General features: G+C 27.5%; 15 protein-coding genes and 1 other annotated feature. Of the genes, 3 read left to right on the forward strand and 12 right to left on the reverse strand.

What is annotated here, in order from left to right; genetic code table 11:
• Window positions 1-114: 114 nt before the first annotated feature.
• Together OIF33_RS09655 and OIF33_RS09660 are read right to left on the reverse strand one after the other, a co-directional pair.
• On the reverse strand, window positions 115-2,259 hold the full coding sequence (locus OIF33_RS09655) for an alpha-amylase family glycosyl hydrolase (protein WP_322504038.1): 2,145 nt from the start codon (window positions 2,257-2,259) through the stop codon (window positions 115-117).
• A 210-nt stretch (window positions 2,260-2,469) separates the two neighbouring features.
• Window positions 2,470-2,664, reverse strand: a complete 195-nt coding sequence (locus tag OIF33_RS09660; protein WP_322504039.1) for a hypothetical protein — start codon at window positions 2,662-2,664, stop codon at window positions 2,470-2,472.
• Window positions 2,665-2,974: 310 nt separating this feature from the next.
• Between OIF33_RS09660 and OIF33_RS09665 the strand changes: the two genes are divergently transcribed.
• Complete coding sequence (locus OIF33_RS09665; RefSeq protein ID WP_322504040.1) at window positions 2,975-3,511, forward strand: sigma-70 family RNA polymerase sigma factor; 537 nt, start codon at window positions 2,975-2,977, stop codon at window positions 3,509-3,511.
• A 1-nt stretch (window position 3,512) separates the two neighbouring features.
• Window positions 3,513-4,919, forward strand: coding sequence for a DUF4179 domain-containing protein (locus tag OIF33_RS09670; RefSeq protein WP_322504041.1), 1,407 nt, complete (start codon window positions 3,513-3,515; stop codon window positions 4,917-4,919).
• A gap of 28 nt (window positions 4,920-4,947) precedes the next feature.
• Here OIF33_RS09670 and hisJ read toward each other — a convergent pair whose 3' ends face one another.
• The 4 genes from hisJ to OIF33_RS09690 form a co-directional block, all read right to left on the reverse strand.
• Complete coding sequence (gene hisJ, locus OIF33_RS09675; protein ID WP_322504042.1) at window positions 4,948-5,757, reverse strand: histidinol-phosphatase HisJ; 810 nt, start codon at window positions 5,755-5,757, stop codon at window positions 4,948-4,950.
• Window positions 5,758-5,893: 136 nt separating this feature from the next.
• Window positions 5,894-6,607 (reverse strand): SprT family zinc-dependent metalloprotease, encoded by a 714-nt coding sequence (locus OIF33_RS09680; protein WP_322504043.1) that lies wholly within the window; start codon window positions 6,605-6,607, stop codon window positions 5,894-5,896.
• 96 nt (window positions 6,608-6,703) lie between these two features.
• Window positions 6,704-7,165: a hypothetical protein gene (locus OIF33_RS09685; RefSeq protein ID WP_322504044.1), complete on the reverse strand. Its 462-nt coding sequence runs from the start codon at window positions 7,163-7,165 to the stop codon at window positions 6,704-6,706.
• Between the two features lie 155 nt (window positions 7,166-7,320).
• Entirely contained in the window at window positions 7,321-7,947 is a 627-nt protein-coding gene (locus OIF33_RS09690; RefSeq protein WP_322504045.1) for an HAD family hydrolase, read from the reverse strand.
• A 497-nt stretch (window positions 7,948-8,444) separates the two neighbouring features.
• On the opposite strand from OIF33_RS09690, the gene OIF33_RS09695 reads away from it, so the two are divergent.
• The gene (locus tag OIF33_RS09695; RefSeq protein ID WP_322504046.1) at window positions 8,445-8,972 is read left to right on the forward strand and encodes a hypothetical protein; all 528 of its coding nucleotides are present in this window, start codon (window positions 8,445-8,447) and stop codon (window positions 8,970-8,972) included.
• Between the two features lie 85 nt (window positions 8,973-9,057).
• On the opposite strand, the gene OIF33_RS09700 is transcribed toward OIF33_RS09695, so the two are convergent.
• The 6 genes from OIF33_RS09700 to trpS form a co-directional block, all read right to left on the reverse strand.
• The gene (locus OIF33_RS09700) at window positions 9,058-9,681 is read right to left on the reverse strand and encodes a hypothetical protein (RefSeq protein WP_322504047.1); all 624 of its coding nucleotides are present in this window, start codon (window positions 9,679-9,681) and stop codon (window positions 9,058-9,060) included.
• 130 nt (window positions 9,682-9,811) lie between these two features.
• Window positions 9,812-10,705: a HAMP domain-containing sensor histidine kinase gene (locus OIF33_RS09705; protein WP_322504048.1), complete on the reverse strand. Its 894-nt coding sequence runs from the start codon at window positions 10,703-10,705 to the stop codon at window positions 9,812-9,814.
• A gap of 65 nt (window positions 10,706-10,770) precedes the next feature.
• A complete protein-coding gene (locus OIF33_RS09710; RefSeq protein ID WP_322504049.1) occupies window positions 10,771-11,625 on the reverse strand; it encodes an ABC transporter permease subunit in 855 nt (284 codons plus the stop codon).
• Complete coding sequence (locus tag OIF33_RS09715; protein WP_322504050.1) at window positions 11,625-12,542, reverse strand: ABC transporter ATP-binding protein; 918 nt, start codon at window positions 12,540-12,542, stop codon at window positions 11,625-11,627. The genes OIF33_RS09710 and OIF33_RS09715 overlap by 1 nt, the downstream gene beginning before the upstream one ends.
• Window positions 12,543-12,774: 232 nt before the next feature.
• On the reverse strand, window positions 12,775-13,482 hold the full coding sequence (locus OIF33_RS09720) for a response regulator transcription factor (protein WP_322504051.1): 708 nt from the start codon (window positions 13,480-13,482) through the stop codon (window positions 12,775-12,777).
• A gap of 263 nt (window positions 13,483-13,745) precedes the next feature.
• Window positions 13,746-14,771: a tryptophan--tRNA ligase gene (gene trpS, locus OIF33_RS09725; RefSeq protein WP_322504052.1), complete on the reverse strand. Its 1,026-nt coding sequence runs from the start codon at window positions 14,769-14,771 to the stop codon at window positions 13,746-13,748.
• A gap of 203 nt (window positions 14,772-14,974) precedes the next feature.
• Window positions 14,975-15,220, reverse strand: a binding site (T-box leader).
• Between the last annotated feature and the right edge of the window lie 163 nt (window positions 15,221-15,383).

The following is a 15,383-nucleotide window of genomic DNA, read 5'->3' on the forward strand; positions in this document are numbered from 1 at the left end:
TACAGTTTAAATTACTTTAAATAATTATTTTAGGCTATGTTTTAAAATCTATACCACCATAACCATAATTAAATAATAAAATTCACCTTACATTAAATCTTATTGTATCTACTTCTAATTTTGCCAATCTACTGTTACAAGTCCTGTGGAATCAGTTGGTGTTTTATAAACATGATTATTTCCACTTTCCCATATAACTTGATTTCCATTTTTCTTAATAAACTTAAAGTTTATTTCTTTTCCTGCTGGAACACTTACATCAAAATACCAGTTAGGATACTTGTATTCTATTTGATTGTACATTGCCCCAATAGCCTTATTTGGATCCCAATTTCCAAGTTCAGCTACATCACCACTTAAATATATATTTTCTCCCATTAATGTTTCAGCATTTTTAACTACAAATCTAACACATACTTGTTTACTTGTTAAAACATTTATATCCTTATATTCATTTGATTTTACTCCATTAGAAGTTGTTAAACTAACATTTACCTTACCTGGAGTCACATCAGGAACCTTAACTTTTACTTCTTTATCGTTCCAAGAAATAACTTCTCCTTGTTTATCTCCAATGTTAACAGTTCCTTTAGAATTACCAAATCCTCTACCATCAATTGTTATGGTTTTTCCTGGTTCTACAGTAGAATTTCCTACATGTCCTATTATAGGATTATTTTCTTTAGCTACATAACTCCATACAGCTGTTGCTCCTGGCTTTAATGTGAAATTCTTAATATTTCCATTACCATCTACTTCAATATTATTATCTGTAGTTATTCCATTTAGAAGACTTTCATAAGTTCCTTGTGATAGAGCTGTCATAGCTCCTGTTATATCTACACTATTTGATTCACTATTATTTATAGCAACTAAAGCTACATTATCACCAAATTTTCTTTCATAAATATAAACATCATTATTAATCCATCTTTGCTCAGTAGTTCCATAAGCTATAGCTGGATTTGTCTTTCTTAAAGCTGATAGCTTTTGTATTATTTTATAAGCTGTTGTATTTTGATCGAATCCGGTCATCATTGCTCTGTTATATGGATCTCCATTACCAGTCATATATTGTTCTGTTCCATAATATATAGCTGGTACCCCTCTTGAAGTTAATGTACAAACTAAAGCCTCATCAACATTTCTCTTATCTCCATTTTCAGTTTGGAATCTATCCATATCATGGTTATCAATAAATGTAACTTGATCATTTACATGGTCATATTGATTAGCTGTATCTTTAATAACTTGATTTAATCCATACATATTATCTGAACCATCTCTAAATACTTCTCTAACCTTTTGAGCATATCTGAAATCTAATAAATTCATTCCACTATTGTTTGCAAACTCTACATTTTTAGGATCATTTTCTCCTTTTCCTAAGAACCATTCACCAAAAGTAAATACCTGCTTATGGTCATAAACACTATCCATGAAGTTCTTTTGCCACCCTTCTGGCATATGTTTAACTGCATCCATTCTTATACCATCAATTCCAGTATCAAGCCATATATCTATAGCTTGTTTAAGATATGTATCAACAGTAGCATTCTCATGATTTAAATCTGCTAAATCAAATAAGTTCTTATATATTCCATTCTCTATTGTTGAGAAATCAGTTCCACCATTATGATTAAATATTCCATTAGGATCATTAGAATGAGTTGCTATGAGATTTCCATTATCGTAAAGCGCTCCATCCTCTGCTCCTTTACTTGTAGGTGATGTATGATTAGGTGCAAAATCTATTACAACCTTTATATTATTGTCATGAGCTGTTTTCACTAATTCTTTAAAGTCTTCCATATTACCAAATGCAGGATTTGGCTTTTTAAAATCTCTTGCCCAATATCCATGATAAGAAGTACTTCCATCTGGGAATACACTATAAATATTTTCAACTGGCTGTGAAATCCAAAGAGCTGTTATTCCCATATCATTTAAATAACCACTCTTTATCTTATCGGTTATTCCCTTCCAGTCTCCACCAAAGTATTTTTTTAGATTTTCTTTGTTTGCATCATACATACCGTTTTTAGGATTATTGGATGCATCTCCGTCATAAAATCTATCTGTTACAATTTGATATATAACATCAGTAGCAAAGTTCACCTTATTATCAACTGAAGCATCATCTGAATACTTTTCAGCAGCATACACTGTCTCCATGTTAGGGAAAATAGGTAAAGTAACAACTCCTTGTGCTATAGTAATTCCAAGTGCTATACAAATCATTTTAATTTTTTTACTCATAAATCTCTTCCTTTTAGGTATATAGATTTAATATTAAAAAATTGCAATTTTCTATATTATAAATTTATTATAACTTATGGTGTAATCCTTTAACACAAGAGTTTTACCTAAACCGTTTCCGACTTTAGCAATAAAATTTTCATAGTATATCTATCATTATTATTTTAAATACTATATAACCTTAATAACTCTAATTAAACAATCTCAAATTTAATATTTTTTTGAATACATTTCTATATATATAAGAATCCCTATTAAAGCACTATTTATAAAAAAGCTCATAATAGGACTATTAACTTTAAAAAGCATATCTAAGGCGAAAATTAAAATCCAAAGTCCATAAACAAAAATTCTCATATCTCGCGCTTTTTGTTTTCTTAGCTTAACTTTTCTTTTTTCTATCATATCCTCAACTCCTTTGTAAATATTTTCCATATATTTAGAATACCTTATTTTTTAAAATTACCCAAGTGAACTTATGTTAACTTTCTTTTAACTTACTAAACCCACTTATTATTTTACTTTTTCTTATTTTTCTTCCCTAATTTAGCCTTGTAAAATTAAATAATTTTACAATTTCACTTTAAACCACATGATAATCTATAATATGATTTTATTTTCAATAAAAATTTTAAAATCGCGAAAGATTATATTTAAATCTTACGACTTATTTTATGAAGGTACTTTCACAAGAAATAAAGGGGGATAATCTCTTATGAAAGAGAATAATTTTATAAGCCAGCTAAAAAAGAAAAATCCTAAAGCTTTAGACCATGTTTTTGAGAACTACGGGAATTTAATCTTTAAAGTGGCTTATTCTGTTTTAAACAATAGGGAACTTAGTGAGGAATGTGTAAATGATGTGTTACTTAAGATTTGGAACAACATAGACTCCTTCAATAAAGGAGATGAACAGTTTAAAGCTTGGATAATAGTCATGACAAAATATACTTCCATAGATATTTTACGAAAAGAAAAAAAACATGATAATGTCATAAATCTAGACTCTTATGAAAAAGAAGATACTAGTCTTGAATCATTTCTTGAAAACAAAGAAACAAAAGAAAACATACTTTCTATGATAAAAACTTTTGATAAAGAAAATAGAGAAATTTTTATAAAACGTTTTTTCTTAAACTACTCCATTAAAGAAATAAGCAAATCTATTGGGATTAGTGAAAATGCTATAAGTAATAGAATACGTAGAGGTAAGTTTAAACTTTCAGAGTTTTTAAAAGAGAGGAGATTTTAAAATGGATAATAAAGACCTTTTAGCTGCTTTAGAGAATTTAGATATTGATGAATCTGAATTTGATAATGTTAATATAGAATTAAATAACTTGGAAAAAAAGCGTATAAGAAGTAAATATAGAAAAGCTATTAGAAATAAATCATCCCTACCTAAAAAAATAGCTATAGTTGCTGGATTAAGTATTATGATCTCTACAGGAGCCTTTTTTTCTTCTCCAGTTAGAGCTAGCAATATTCCTGTTTTAAACAGTATATATGAAATGCTAGGTGTTTATGATGAATACATTGATTATAGTCAATATGTTGGCCAATCTATAGACGTTGAAGGAGGAACATATACCTTAGAAGAAATAATGGTAACACCTTATAGTTCTTTATTTGCTATTAGAATTACAGGAAATGAACCACTTAAAGAAAATACTATGGGCTTTATGTCCACCTCCTTAATTGGAGGAAGTTACTTTTCTTCAGCAACTACAAGTATTCATAAAATAGATGATTATAATATGGTTCAAGTAATAGAATCTAGATATTCATCTAAAATCCCTAAAAAATCAACAATAAATATATCTATTCATGAAATGTCAACAGAAGATAATCCTGCTACCCTTGGACATGGAAACTTTGAATTTAAAGTTGACTTTGGTAAAAGCTATGATGAATTTGCCTCTTTACCAATAAAAAAAGCTAAGTTAGACTCCTATGGTTTAAAATTCAAAGAAATAAATTCAAGTATTATGGGCACTCAAATTTTAGGAGATATAAAAGCCATAAATAACTCAGAAAAAGAATATCATGAAGATGTTAATAATTTATATTGCCTATTAAATATAGATGGTAAAATATACGGAAGTTTTGCCTCTTTTGGTGTTACTAGTCTAGGCAAACTAATTCTTGGAGATGGCTCTTTCATTTTTGATGGATTAAAGGTTGATGAATTTAGAAATGCTGAAAAAATAACCTTAAGCGCCTTTAAATCTAAATATAATAATGAAGAACTACTTAATCTATATGATTCTAAAGAAAATCAAGAAATTATTGAAGCCAATAATGATGAATCGAATACAATAACAGAAAATAATGTTACCTACTCTAAAAATATTAAATTTTTAGATGGACGTAAAGGGGATTTTTATAAGTTAGAAAGAACAGATGATAACATTAAACTTTATTATAATGGTTCTTCTCAAGATATAACCTTATTAACTAGTATTACAGCTCATTCTAATAATGGTTTAAAAATTCATTACCCTAAAATCTACGCTAATCCAGAAAAAGAAAATGAATATATAATAGAATTCACTGGAATTGATGAAAATCTAGAATTAGCTATTCATACTATGGTTAACTATGCAGATGAATATATATTTCTAGAAGAATTTAAGATAAAAAATAGTACCAACAATTAAATTGTTGGTACTATTAAATCCATATATTTTATAAAAATTCTTTTAGACACTTTATATATTTAGATGAATGAGAATCACTTCCTAAAACCATAGGTATCTCTTTCTCAATAGCCATATCTAACACCTTACCTTCAATATAAAGTTCTCCACACTCTTCTTTTCTTAAGCCTGCAATATTAAAATCAAGCTCATATCCTTTTTCTTTTATTATATTTAATATCTTCTCTATCTTTGGAAGGTGTTTTTCATAATTATAAGGAACTTCTTTATTAAACTTTCTTACTAAATTTAAATGACCTATTCTTTTAGGTTTATAAGTTCCTAAATCACTTTCTAAAGCCATAATTAAGGTATCATAATATTTGTTATATACTTCATCTATAGAACCTAAGTCATCTATGATTTTTCCAAATTCTTCTACACTAAAATCAATGCAATAGTATCTCTTATTTCCTTTAATCATATGTACTGATAAAATACCATCGCTTAAGAATGTGCCATATTTATTTAAAAGCTCCTTTATTTCCTCTTCATATCCTTCAATATAATCTACTTCTACACCTATATTAATTTTTATCTTATCTTTATATTTCTCTCTTAATACTTGTCCTTCTTTTAAATACTCTTCTATTCTTTCTATTCCCATAGCACTATCCTTTAAAGGTGAAGGATCCTCAAAGTTCTTTGGAAGTGGCAAATGCTCTGTAAAACTCATCTCATCTAAACCGCATTTCATTACTTCTTCAACATACTCTTCCATATTATCCTTACTTCCATGAGGGCAATACTGTGTATGAATATGTCCATCTTTATTTTTAAAATTAAACTCTTTACTCATATTATTAAAAAATTTATATCCTCCTTTAGTTTTATTCTTTATCTTTTATATCTGCATTTTCCTCTAATTATGAAGTGTATAATATAATTTACTTCTATTGCAACTATTGCAACATCATAAATTGCAGATTAAACTATTAAATATCCATCTTTATTCCATTTTCTTTTAACCACCTCTTTTTATCTTCATAATCTGGCATTACCTTGGCCACAGCTTCCCAATAGTTCCTAGAATGATCTTTATGAATCATATGAGTCATCTCATGGACAACTATATAATCAAGTACTCCTATAGGTGCCATTATACACCTCCAATTAAAAAGCAAGTCGTTATAATAGGTACAACTTCCCCATCTTCTTTTTTGTTCTTTAACTTTTATACTTCTAGGTTTTATTAGATAAAACTTAGAGTAATACTCTACTCTTTCCTTAATTACTTTTAGTCCTACTTCTCTATACCATAGTTCAATTGCTTTTTTTATTTTTTCTCTATCATATTCAGAAATATCAACAATCAGCTTTTTCCCTGTTAAACTAACAGAAACTCCTTTTAAAAACTGATTATATCTTATTTTCAATGGATACTCTTTACCTAAATACATAAATAATTCTTCGTCTATAAACTCTCTCTTAACTCTTTTAGAGCTAATGATCCTAGCGTTTTCTTGTTTTTCAACTATCCATTCTCCTTTTTTCTTAATATGTTCAAGTATAACATCTTTTGGAATACTAATAGGTGCTCTTACTTTCACCTCTCCTTCAGCCAAAACTTCTATACTCATAGTTCTTCTTTTGCTACGTATTAATTCAAATTCTACATACTTATCTTGAAATTCAAATCCTAATTTCATGTTTTCATCCCCCTTTAAAAATATATTTTTTAACAAAAGATTCTCTAAATAGTATAAAAATGCTCCACAATCTTGTGAAGCATTTTATAGATAAAGTTATTCATTTTTATTTTCGCTAGCTCTTAAAATACCAGCCATAACAAAAGCAAAACTCTCTGCAATTCCTAATAGCACAGTAGTTAATACCCCTAAAGTAAGAATATATTCAACTATTGGTGCCTTCATTATGACATAAGCTCCAACTGTTATTAAAACTAAAAGAACTCCCAAAATCACTTGTAATATTGTACTATATTTCCAAAGTTTCAGGTAAATTTTATTACCTTCAATTTTTTTAAATCTTTCAATAAAACTATGAAACCATCCTTTTAAAGTTAATTTTCTACTTTTTATATCCCAAATATGATATCCTAAAGCAAAAAGTATCCACGAAAGTGCTATACCAAGTAAAATAAAACTCTCTAAATTACTACTTGCTCTTCTGTACATAAGTAAATAATCAATCATTACAAAAATAGTAATAATCTCAATCTTCAGTTTTCTTTCGTATTTTTTCATACTCTCCTCCAGTATTTCAAATTCCCATATAAATCTTATCAATTTAAACATTCCTTGTAAACAAACATAAACATTTATTGGTAAATTAATCTTACTAATATATTAAACTAAGTCTTTGACCATTAGTCCAAATATTAATCACCCTAGATTAATTACTAAAATAAGGTCTTCAATAAATCTATTGGTTTTTCAAGTTCATAATCTGCATATATTCCTTCTTTATTTCTACATCCCCAAAGGGCTAGTGCAAAATCAACACCAGCAGCCTTTGCACAAAGATAATCTGATTTTGTATCTCCAATATAAAGGCATTTCTCTGGTTCAGCTTCTAAAAGTCTAATTGCCTTTTCTAATGGTTCTGGATGTGGCTTTGTATTTTCAACATCATCTACTAGAACATTAACCTTCATGTATGTATGAAAATTATTATTAACCATGTCTATACCATATTGTTCTTTTGTTTTCGAACTAGCTACAGCTAAGATATATCCTTGTTCCTTTAACTTATCTAAAACTTCCTTCATTCCTTCATAAGGTATAGCACCTGTCTCATCCTCATTTACATAGTAAACCCATCTTGGATAAACTTCATCAATATTATCTACACCAAGCTTTTTTAAAGTAAGTCTTCCTGGAAAAGCCATATAAGTAATAAGTTCTTCATAAGACTTCTCTATGCCTAACTCTTCCTTTATAATTCTCATTAAACTTCTAATGTTCATTCCTTCAGTATCTAAAAGTGTACAATCTATATCAAAGATTATATATTTATACTTACCCATGTTATCCACTCCCCTATAGTTCTAAATTAAAAATTTATTTCATATAATAAAATAATATACTTTTTAGATCTTAACTCTATAAATCTTATTTTACATCAAAATATTTAAGGATTTCCATATATAAATTTACTTAAACAATTTAAAATTTAAGAAAGGAGTTTTTACTATGGATATATTAGTATTTTGCTTTGTAGTCCTATGTTATTCTTTGTTTCTACTAGCTGTATAATATTTTTCAAACTTAACATAACCATTTATAAACTCATATCAATAAAAATACAAGTTTAATCTAAATACTTTCTTAATAATATTTATAGGTTTTATTGTTTTAATTCTAACAATATAATCATTTTTTCATTCTCTAAAAACTCTTTAGTCAATATTATAAAAAATTTATAATAATCATAAAAAAATCCAATAAGTGAAATTATTCTAGTTTAAACAAAAAAATGCTATACTTTAGGAAAATACTTTTTCTTAAAGTGAGGTGAAAATTTATGTTTACAATTGATAATTTTGCTTTTGATTCTATAAGAAAATTAAATGAATTAAAGCCATATAACTGTTTAGATATAAGATCCTACAAGAAAAATAGAAAAGTTGTTATTGAAAAGCTTGAAAATACTTTTAATGTTTATGAAGATGGCTATGAAAAAAGAGAATTTCTAGAGCTTTCTAAAGAAGAGTTAAAAAAGCTTTTAAGAAGTATAGAAAAAATCGAATTTCCTAGAAGTAATAAGCTTAGAGTATATGTCTTAGAAACAAAAGATCAAAGCTCTTGCAGAGCAAATTATAGAGATGAAAGTGCTTTAGAAAATGAGGAAGAAAAACTTTCTATATTCATAGAAGCCTCTTATAGCTCCTATGAAGCAATAAAAGGCTTGATTGAAGATAATAATGATTTAATTGAAGAAGTAAACTTCTCACATAATGTAACTATAAAAGCAAATGTTTCTTTAGAAACATATTCTCTTTTAAAAATCTTTATAAAAGATAGACAAGATATAAGTATATTTGCTTGTTAGTGTTATATTAGTACTATTGTTAATCCTTTTGAAAATAAATCCTATTTCTCTCTTTATCTCCATAGATATTAATAAAAGTAATGTGTTATTTGGATTCTTTCATATATTCATCATAAAGTTTTCTAGACTCTATTTCAAAATTCATAGCTTGATTATAAATCTCTTCCTCTGAAATAAATAATTTTGTTAATTTACTTTTTTCATGCTTAAACTGTCCTAGATTAACATTATCAATGATTCTATCTATATAAAACTTTCCATCTTTCTCAACTATATAAGCTGTGTAATCATCTGTTCCTACCCCTTTATTATTACTCCCATCAGTATATGAAAACATATATTCAACATGAAAATTAATCTTATAATCATCATCATATTCTTTTACTATCTTATTTATATCAACATTTACGCTATCTATGTCTTGATATAAATTATATTCTACTGTGGAATTAAATATAGAATTATAATTATCAGTAAATTCCTCATTACATATTATTTCTTTACAATTAACAGGTTCTTTACTAAATCCTAAATAAACAAATTCTTTAGCCAAATTTTCTATTGGAACTCTAATACTTTCATCACTTGTAACATCTACTCCTCTATTTCTATAATCAACTATTTCTTTTCTAGCAATTCCTAAGAAAGCCATTAATAAAACGATTCCTATAGCAACAATACCAATAGTAATATCCTTTTTCTTTATCATCATAACCCCTCACTAAAAACTTATTTTCTATTTAATAAAATCTTAACAACCACTTATTGCCAATAAATTACCAAAGCGAAAATAAACTATTAAATAAAAAAATTAAAGTAACTAAATCTATTAAATCTAGTTACTTTAATTTTTTCCAAAAGATTTGAATGTATAACTTATCATTATCCAACTTAGCTTTTATACTATGTCCAAGCTTTTCAACAAGTGCCTTTGTTATAGCTAATCCTAAGCCTGTATTATTTCTTGTTCTTGATTTATCCCCTATATAAAATCTATCAAATATCTTATCAACTTGTATCTCTTCACTATACTCAACAGAATTGATAAACTCAGTTACTATAAAATTTTCCTCCTCTTTTAAATTAATACTTATAAATTTCCCTCCATGCTTTATCATATTTCCAATAAGGTTTGAAAATATCCTATTTACAGCGTTCTCATCAGAAATTATATTTGAAACCTTATCCTGAATTTCAATGCTAGGTTCAATATCATTGCTTATAAAGCTACCATAGTATGTAGCTATATTTTCAAGCAAAATATTCTTTAGATTTATATTCTTAAAGTTAAATATATAGTCATTACTGTTTAACCTTGATAAATCATAAAAGTTTGTAATTAATCCTTGTAAGCTTCTTGCTCTTTTATCTACTATATCAAGATACTCCTTTTTTTCCTCTTCACTACTTTTATCATTTTTTATAAGTTGTATATATCCACTAATAGAAGTTAGAGGTGTTCTTAAATCATGTGACATATTTGATATGCTTCTTCTAAGCTCCTCATCAATTCTTTTATTTTCTGCTCTAACCTTTTGATTCTCATCATAAATACTATTTATATCCCTTACAAGTTCTTCTATTTCATTATTTATAGCATTAGTTCTTATATTAATATTCTCTCCATTCCATGTCCTTATCTGTTTTGATATATTTTTAATCTCCAGCTTCATCCTTACTGTGTAAAATATTAAATATATAATAAAAAAAATCAATACTCCCTTTATAAACATACTAATCTCCCCTAAAGCACTAATAAGGTGACTCCTAAAAGAACCACCTTAATTTAGTAAAAATATTATTTTATATCCTGTTTATTAAATATCTTCGTCCCTATTCCTAAAGAAAGACCTATTGTTGCTAAAGAAATTCCTATAGATTTCATTAAATCACTAAGCTCTGCATTCTGCGATGTTGCTAAAGCATTATTATAGTATGGAGTCATTTCATATATGGAATCAAATGTAGGATAAGTTCCATAGAATATACTTATTATTGTTGGAATTAAAACAAATATAACCACTGTAATTCCTATTGTTGCTCCATTTCCTTTTACCAGGGAACTTATTATCATAATTAAAGCTATTACTGCTGAACTTGCTATGATTGAGGCTAAGAATGTCATTGCCATATTACCTAAATCAGCTAATGCTATATCTCCGAAACCATTCATAAAACCTGTTCCTATAAAAGATATTAAAGTTAGAATTAAGGTTAATATAGAAACTCCTACCATCATAGCTATAAACTTTGATAAATAAAATTTTGTTCTACTCTTTCCATAAGCTAATATATTTTTCATAGTTCCTTCCGAATATTCCTTGGCTAAGAATCCTCCAACTAAAACTCCTATTAAAATTTCAATGACACCTACTCCAAAGGATACATAATAAACATCTAATGGGCTATTTCCCTTCGGCATATTAAAGCCTATTCTTCCTGGAGTAACAATTGCTCCATTAGCTTCATTTGTTTGAGCAATTACCTGTATCTCCTCAGGTATATTAGACATGGCATCTTTCATTAAACTATTCATTGTATCTGAGGCTGAAAATATACTCATAAAAGCTAATATAATACAAATCGCGCATAATACCTTAAAAGCTTTATTTTTCATTAATTTAAATATTTCTGCTTTAATCAATCTATTCATTACTTAGTACCTCCAACTAGTGTCATAAAATATTCTTCTAAACTTTCTCCCTTTAACCCTATACTTTCAACTAAAACTCCATTTATTGAAAGTGTTGAATTTATTAAACCAACTTGGTCTAAGTTATCGAAAATTTTTATAATATTGTTTTCTAGTACTATATAATTTTTTATTTTCATTTCCCTCTCAATTAAAGCAACAGCTCTATCCTTATCATCAACCTTAATCTCTATATTCTGTCTACATTTTTCATTAAGAGTTTCTTCTGAAATCTCTTCTATAAGCTTCCCTTCACTCATAATCCCATAGCAAGTTGCAAGTTCTGAAAGCTCACCCAAAATATGACTTGATATTATTATGGTCATATCTTTTTCCCTATTTAACTTTTTAAGAAGTTCTCTTATTTCAACTATTCCCATTGGATCTAATCCATTTATAGGCTCATCTAATATAAGTAGTTTTGGATTACCAAGTAAAGCATTTGCTATTCCTAATCTCTGTTTCATACCTAAAGAAAAGTTTTTAACTTTCTTTTTTCCTGTATCACTTAATCCAACCAACTGTAAAACTTCCTCAATACACTCTTTGCCTGCTATATTTCTAAATATTCTTGAAACCTCTAGATTTTCCCTTGCTGTCATATTAGGATAAAAAGAAGGAGATTCAATTAAACTGCCTATCATAGTTCTAGCATCATTTAATTCTCTTTCCCCACTTCTACCAAATAGCTCAATATGTCCACTTGTTCTATGAGCCAAGCCTGTTATAACTCTAATTAAAGTTGTTTTACCAGCTCCATTTTTTCCTATTAATCCATAGATATCGCCTTTTCTAACATTGATATTTATATCATCATTTGAAAGTTGACTTCCGTATTTTTTAGTTATGCCATGTGTTTTTAAAACTAAATCTCTCATTTAAAATTCCCTCCTGATATCTTATACCCTTATTCTATAGAGAACTTTATAAGATATCATAAATCAAAGATTAAGAAAGTCTTAAGTTTTTATTTAGCTCTCTTAAGATATTTATTTTGTAGCTAGACTTCAATAACTAATTAATTTCGCCTTATATAAACTAAATACTTTATTAAGAACTCTAAAATTTGGTTAAATAATCCATAGCAAATTTATTATGGCTTTATATTTGCTAATTACTCTCTTCACCTAATTTGAAGCCTATCCCCCACACGGTTTTTATATATTCATTCTCTTGATCTAATTTTGAAAGCTTTGTCCTTAAATTGCTTACATGAACATTTACTGTGTTATCATCCCCTATGAATTCATTATTCCATACGGATTCAAATAAATTTGCTCTTGTAAAAACCTTCTTAGGATTTGATATTAGAAGTTCTATTATAGAGAATTCTCTTGCAGTTAAAGGTACTTCTTTATTCCCTATAAAAGCTTGTCTAGTTTCCGAATCTAGAACCAACTTCTTGAATGTAAATTTAGTCTTTTTAATTTCTTTTTTAGAAAATTTTTTATATCTTCTAAGCTGAGCTTCTACTCTAGCAAGCACCTCATCATTATCAAAAGGTTTACTTATAAAATCATCAGCCCCTAGCTTAAGTACATTTATTCTATTGTCAATTCCTTCTTTAGCAGATATAACTATTATTGGAACCACACTCTTATTCCTAACCCTTTCTATAAGCTCTTCTCCACTAATTCCAGGTAACATTAAATCAAGAATTATAAGATCATACTCAAACTGCTCTATACACATCATTCCTTCTGAACCTGAATATGCGCCTCTTACTGAGTACCCTTCTTTCTCAAGTATTCTAGAAATAAGGTTATTTATATCAACGTTATCTTCAACAATTAAAATATTCAATTTTTTATCCTCCATAATTATATACAAATGTTAATCTTATACATACGAATATATTATCATACTAACTTTTTAAATACCTGCTAATCTTACTATATTTACTTATTTTTAAAATCTAATTTATTCTATTAATCTATTTTCATATAACCATAAAATAAAAATGACAATGTGTATTATAAATTGCACATTGTCATCTTTTCTTTTAATATAATTAATTCATTCTAACATAAAAATAATTACCCTATTAATGCCATAGAATTTATAAAATAATTATTTTGAAATTATAATAGGTTATTAAAATAGTTTATTCCTATAGCTTCCCTAACTTCATGAAGAGTATTACTTGCCTTTTCTCTTGCTTTTTCACTACCTGTTTTTAACATTTCATATACATAATCAATATTTTTTTCATACTCTTTTCTTCTTGCTCTTATAGGTTCTAGTTCTGCTTGTAATACTTCATTTAAATATTTTTTAACCTTAACATCACCTAAACCACCTCTTTTATAATGCTCCTTCATTTCTTCCACCTTTGCTTTATCTTGAGCAAAAGCATCTAAATAGGTAAATACAGTATTATTTTCAATTTGTCCTGGATCTTCAACTCTAATATGATTAGGATCTGTGTACATTGACATTATTTTCTTCTTTATAACTTCTGGTTCATCAGATAAATATATTGCGTTATTTAAAGATTTACTCATCTTAGCATTTCCATCTATACCAGGTAGTCTTCCTAAACCTGCCTTTGGTAAGATAACTCTTGGCTCAACTAATACCTCTTTTTCATATATTGAATTAAAACTTCTCACTATTTCTCTTGTCTGCTCAATCATAGGTAATTGATCCTCTCCTGCTGGAACTACAGTTGCCTTAAATGCTGTTATATCAGCAGCTTGGCTTACAGGATAAATTAAAAATCCTGATGGTATGCTCGTGTTAAAGTTTTTCTCTTTTATTTCATTCTTAACTGTTGGATTTCTTTCTAATCTTGCAACTGTAACTAGATTTAAATAATGCATAGTTAATTCATTTAACTCTGGAATCTGTGATTGAACAAATATAGTTGATTTACTTGGATCTATTCCAACAGCTAAATAATCTAAAGCAACCTCAGTTAAGCTTTTTCTTATCTTTTCTGGATTTCTAGCATTATCTGTTAATGCCTGTTGGTCAGCAATCATTATATAACTTTCATATTCTCCACTATTTTGTAATTGTACCCTATTAATTAAAGAACCAACATAATGCCCTATGTGTAATTTTCCTGTTGGTCTATCTCCTGTTAAAATTATTTCTTTTTTCATGAATTTCTCCTCCTAATCTTTTAAATTGCTTCTATAATTTAAATATATTTAATTCTACTTATGCTCTGTTCTAAAATTCGTATTAATTTTTAGATAAATCCATAAAACCGCCTTAATAAGTAAATAGATATAAAGACTTAACTAAAAATCAACATTTACTTAAAATAGAGACTCTATTAAAATAAAAAAACTCCGCCCTAAATAAATAGGACGGAGATATCTTCCGCGTTACCACCTAAATTGCATATAAAAATATGCCTCTCAACTTCAAGTACTATCACACTCTATCCGCTATAAGGTGCGGCACACCACTCCGATACTCTCAAAATAAGATTTCTCTTTGTTCCTCAAAGGTCCATTCATTAAATCTCTTCTTGCTAGGATTCCACCATCCCTAACTCTCTTTATTAAAGCTAAATTTAATTACTACTCCTTATCAATGGATTTATTATAATATATCACTTTTCTATTTATGTGTAAAAACAGTTCATTATATATTTTATATAAAAACATAAAAAATATTATAAAAGATATTATAAAAAACTAATAATCTCTAAAAATTTATAAATAAACTCTTAAACAAATATACTTTTTTTAATTTATAATAATTCT

The sequence above is a fragment of the Clostridium sp. LIBA-8841 genome (genome assembly GCF_034439435.1).
Lineage (GTDB): Bacteria > Bacillota > Clostridia > Clostridiales > Clostridiaceae > Sarcina.

Coding starts and splice junctions, on each gene's coding strand:
- OIF33_RS09685 (WP_322504044.1), bottom strand. CDS start 7,165: ATGAAAAAATACGAAAGAAAACTGAAGATTGAGATTATTACTATTTTT.
- hisJ (WP_322504042.1), bottom strand. CDS start 5,757: ATGAGTAAAGAGTTTAATTTTAAAAATAAAGATGGACATATTCATACA.
- OIF33_RS09700 (WP_322504047.1), bottom strand. CDS start 9,681: ATGATAAAGAAAAAGGATATTACTATTGGTATTGTTGCTATAGGAATC.
- trpS (WP_322504052.1), bottom strand. CDS start 14,771: ATGAAAAAAGAAATAATTTTAACAGGAGATAGACCAACAGGAAAATTA.
- OIF33_RS09705 (WP_322504048.1), bottom strand. CDS start 10,705: ATGTTTATAAAGGGAGTATTGATTTTTTTTATTATATATTTAATATTT.
- OIF33_RS09720 (WP_322504051.1), bottom strand. CDS start 13,482: ATGGAGGATAAAAAATTGAATATTTTAATTGTTGAAGATAACGTTGAT.
- OIF33_RS09665 (WP_322504040.1), top strand. CDS start 2,975: ATGAAAGAGAATAATTTTATAAGCCAGCTAAAAAAGAAAAATCCTAAA.
- OIF33_RS09695 (WP_322504046.1), top strand. CDS start 8,445: ATGTTTACAATTGATAATTTTGCTTTTGATTCTATAAGAAAATTAAAT.
- OIF33_RS09680 (WP_322504043.1), bottom strand. CDS start 6,607: ATGAAATTAGGATTTGAATTTCAAGATAAGTATGTAGAATTTGAATTA.
- OIF33_RS09710 (WP_322504049.1), bottom strand. CDS start 11,625: ATGAATAGATTGATTAAAGCAGAAATATTTAAATTAATGAAAAATAAA.
- OIF33_RS09715 (WP_322504050.1), bottom strand. CDS start 12,542: ATGAGAGATTTAGTTTTAAAAACACATGGCATAACTAAAAAATACGGA.
- OIF33_RS09655 (WP_322504038.1), bottom strand. CDS start 2,259: ATGAGTAAAAAAATTAAAATGATTTGTATAGCACTTGGAATTACTATA.
- OIF33_RS09690 (WP_322504045.1), bottom strand. CDS start 7,947: ATGGGTAAGTATAAATATATAATCTTTGATATAGATTGTACACTTTTA.
- OIF33_RS09670 (WP_322504041.1), top strand. CDS start 3,513: ATGGATAATAAAGACCTTTTAGCTGCTTTAGAGAATTTAGATATTGAT.
- OIF33_RS09660 (WP_322504039.1), bottom strand. CDS start 2,664: ATGATAGAAAAAAGAAAAGTTAAGCTAAGAAAACAAAAAGCGCGAGAT.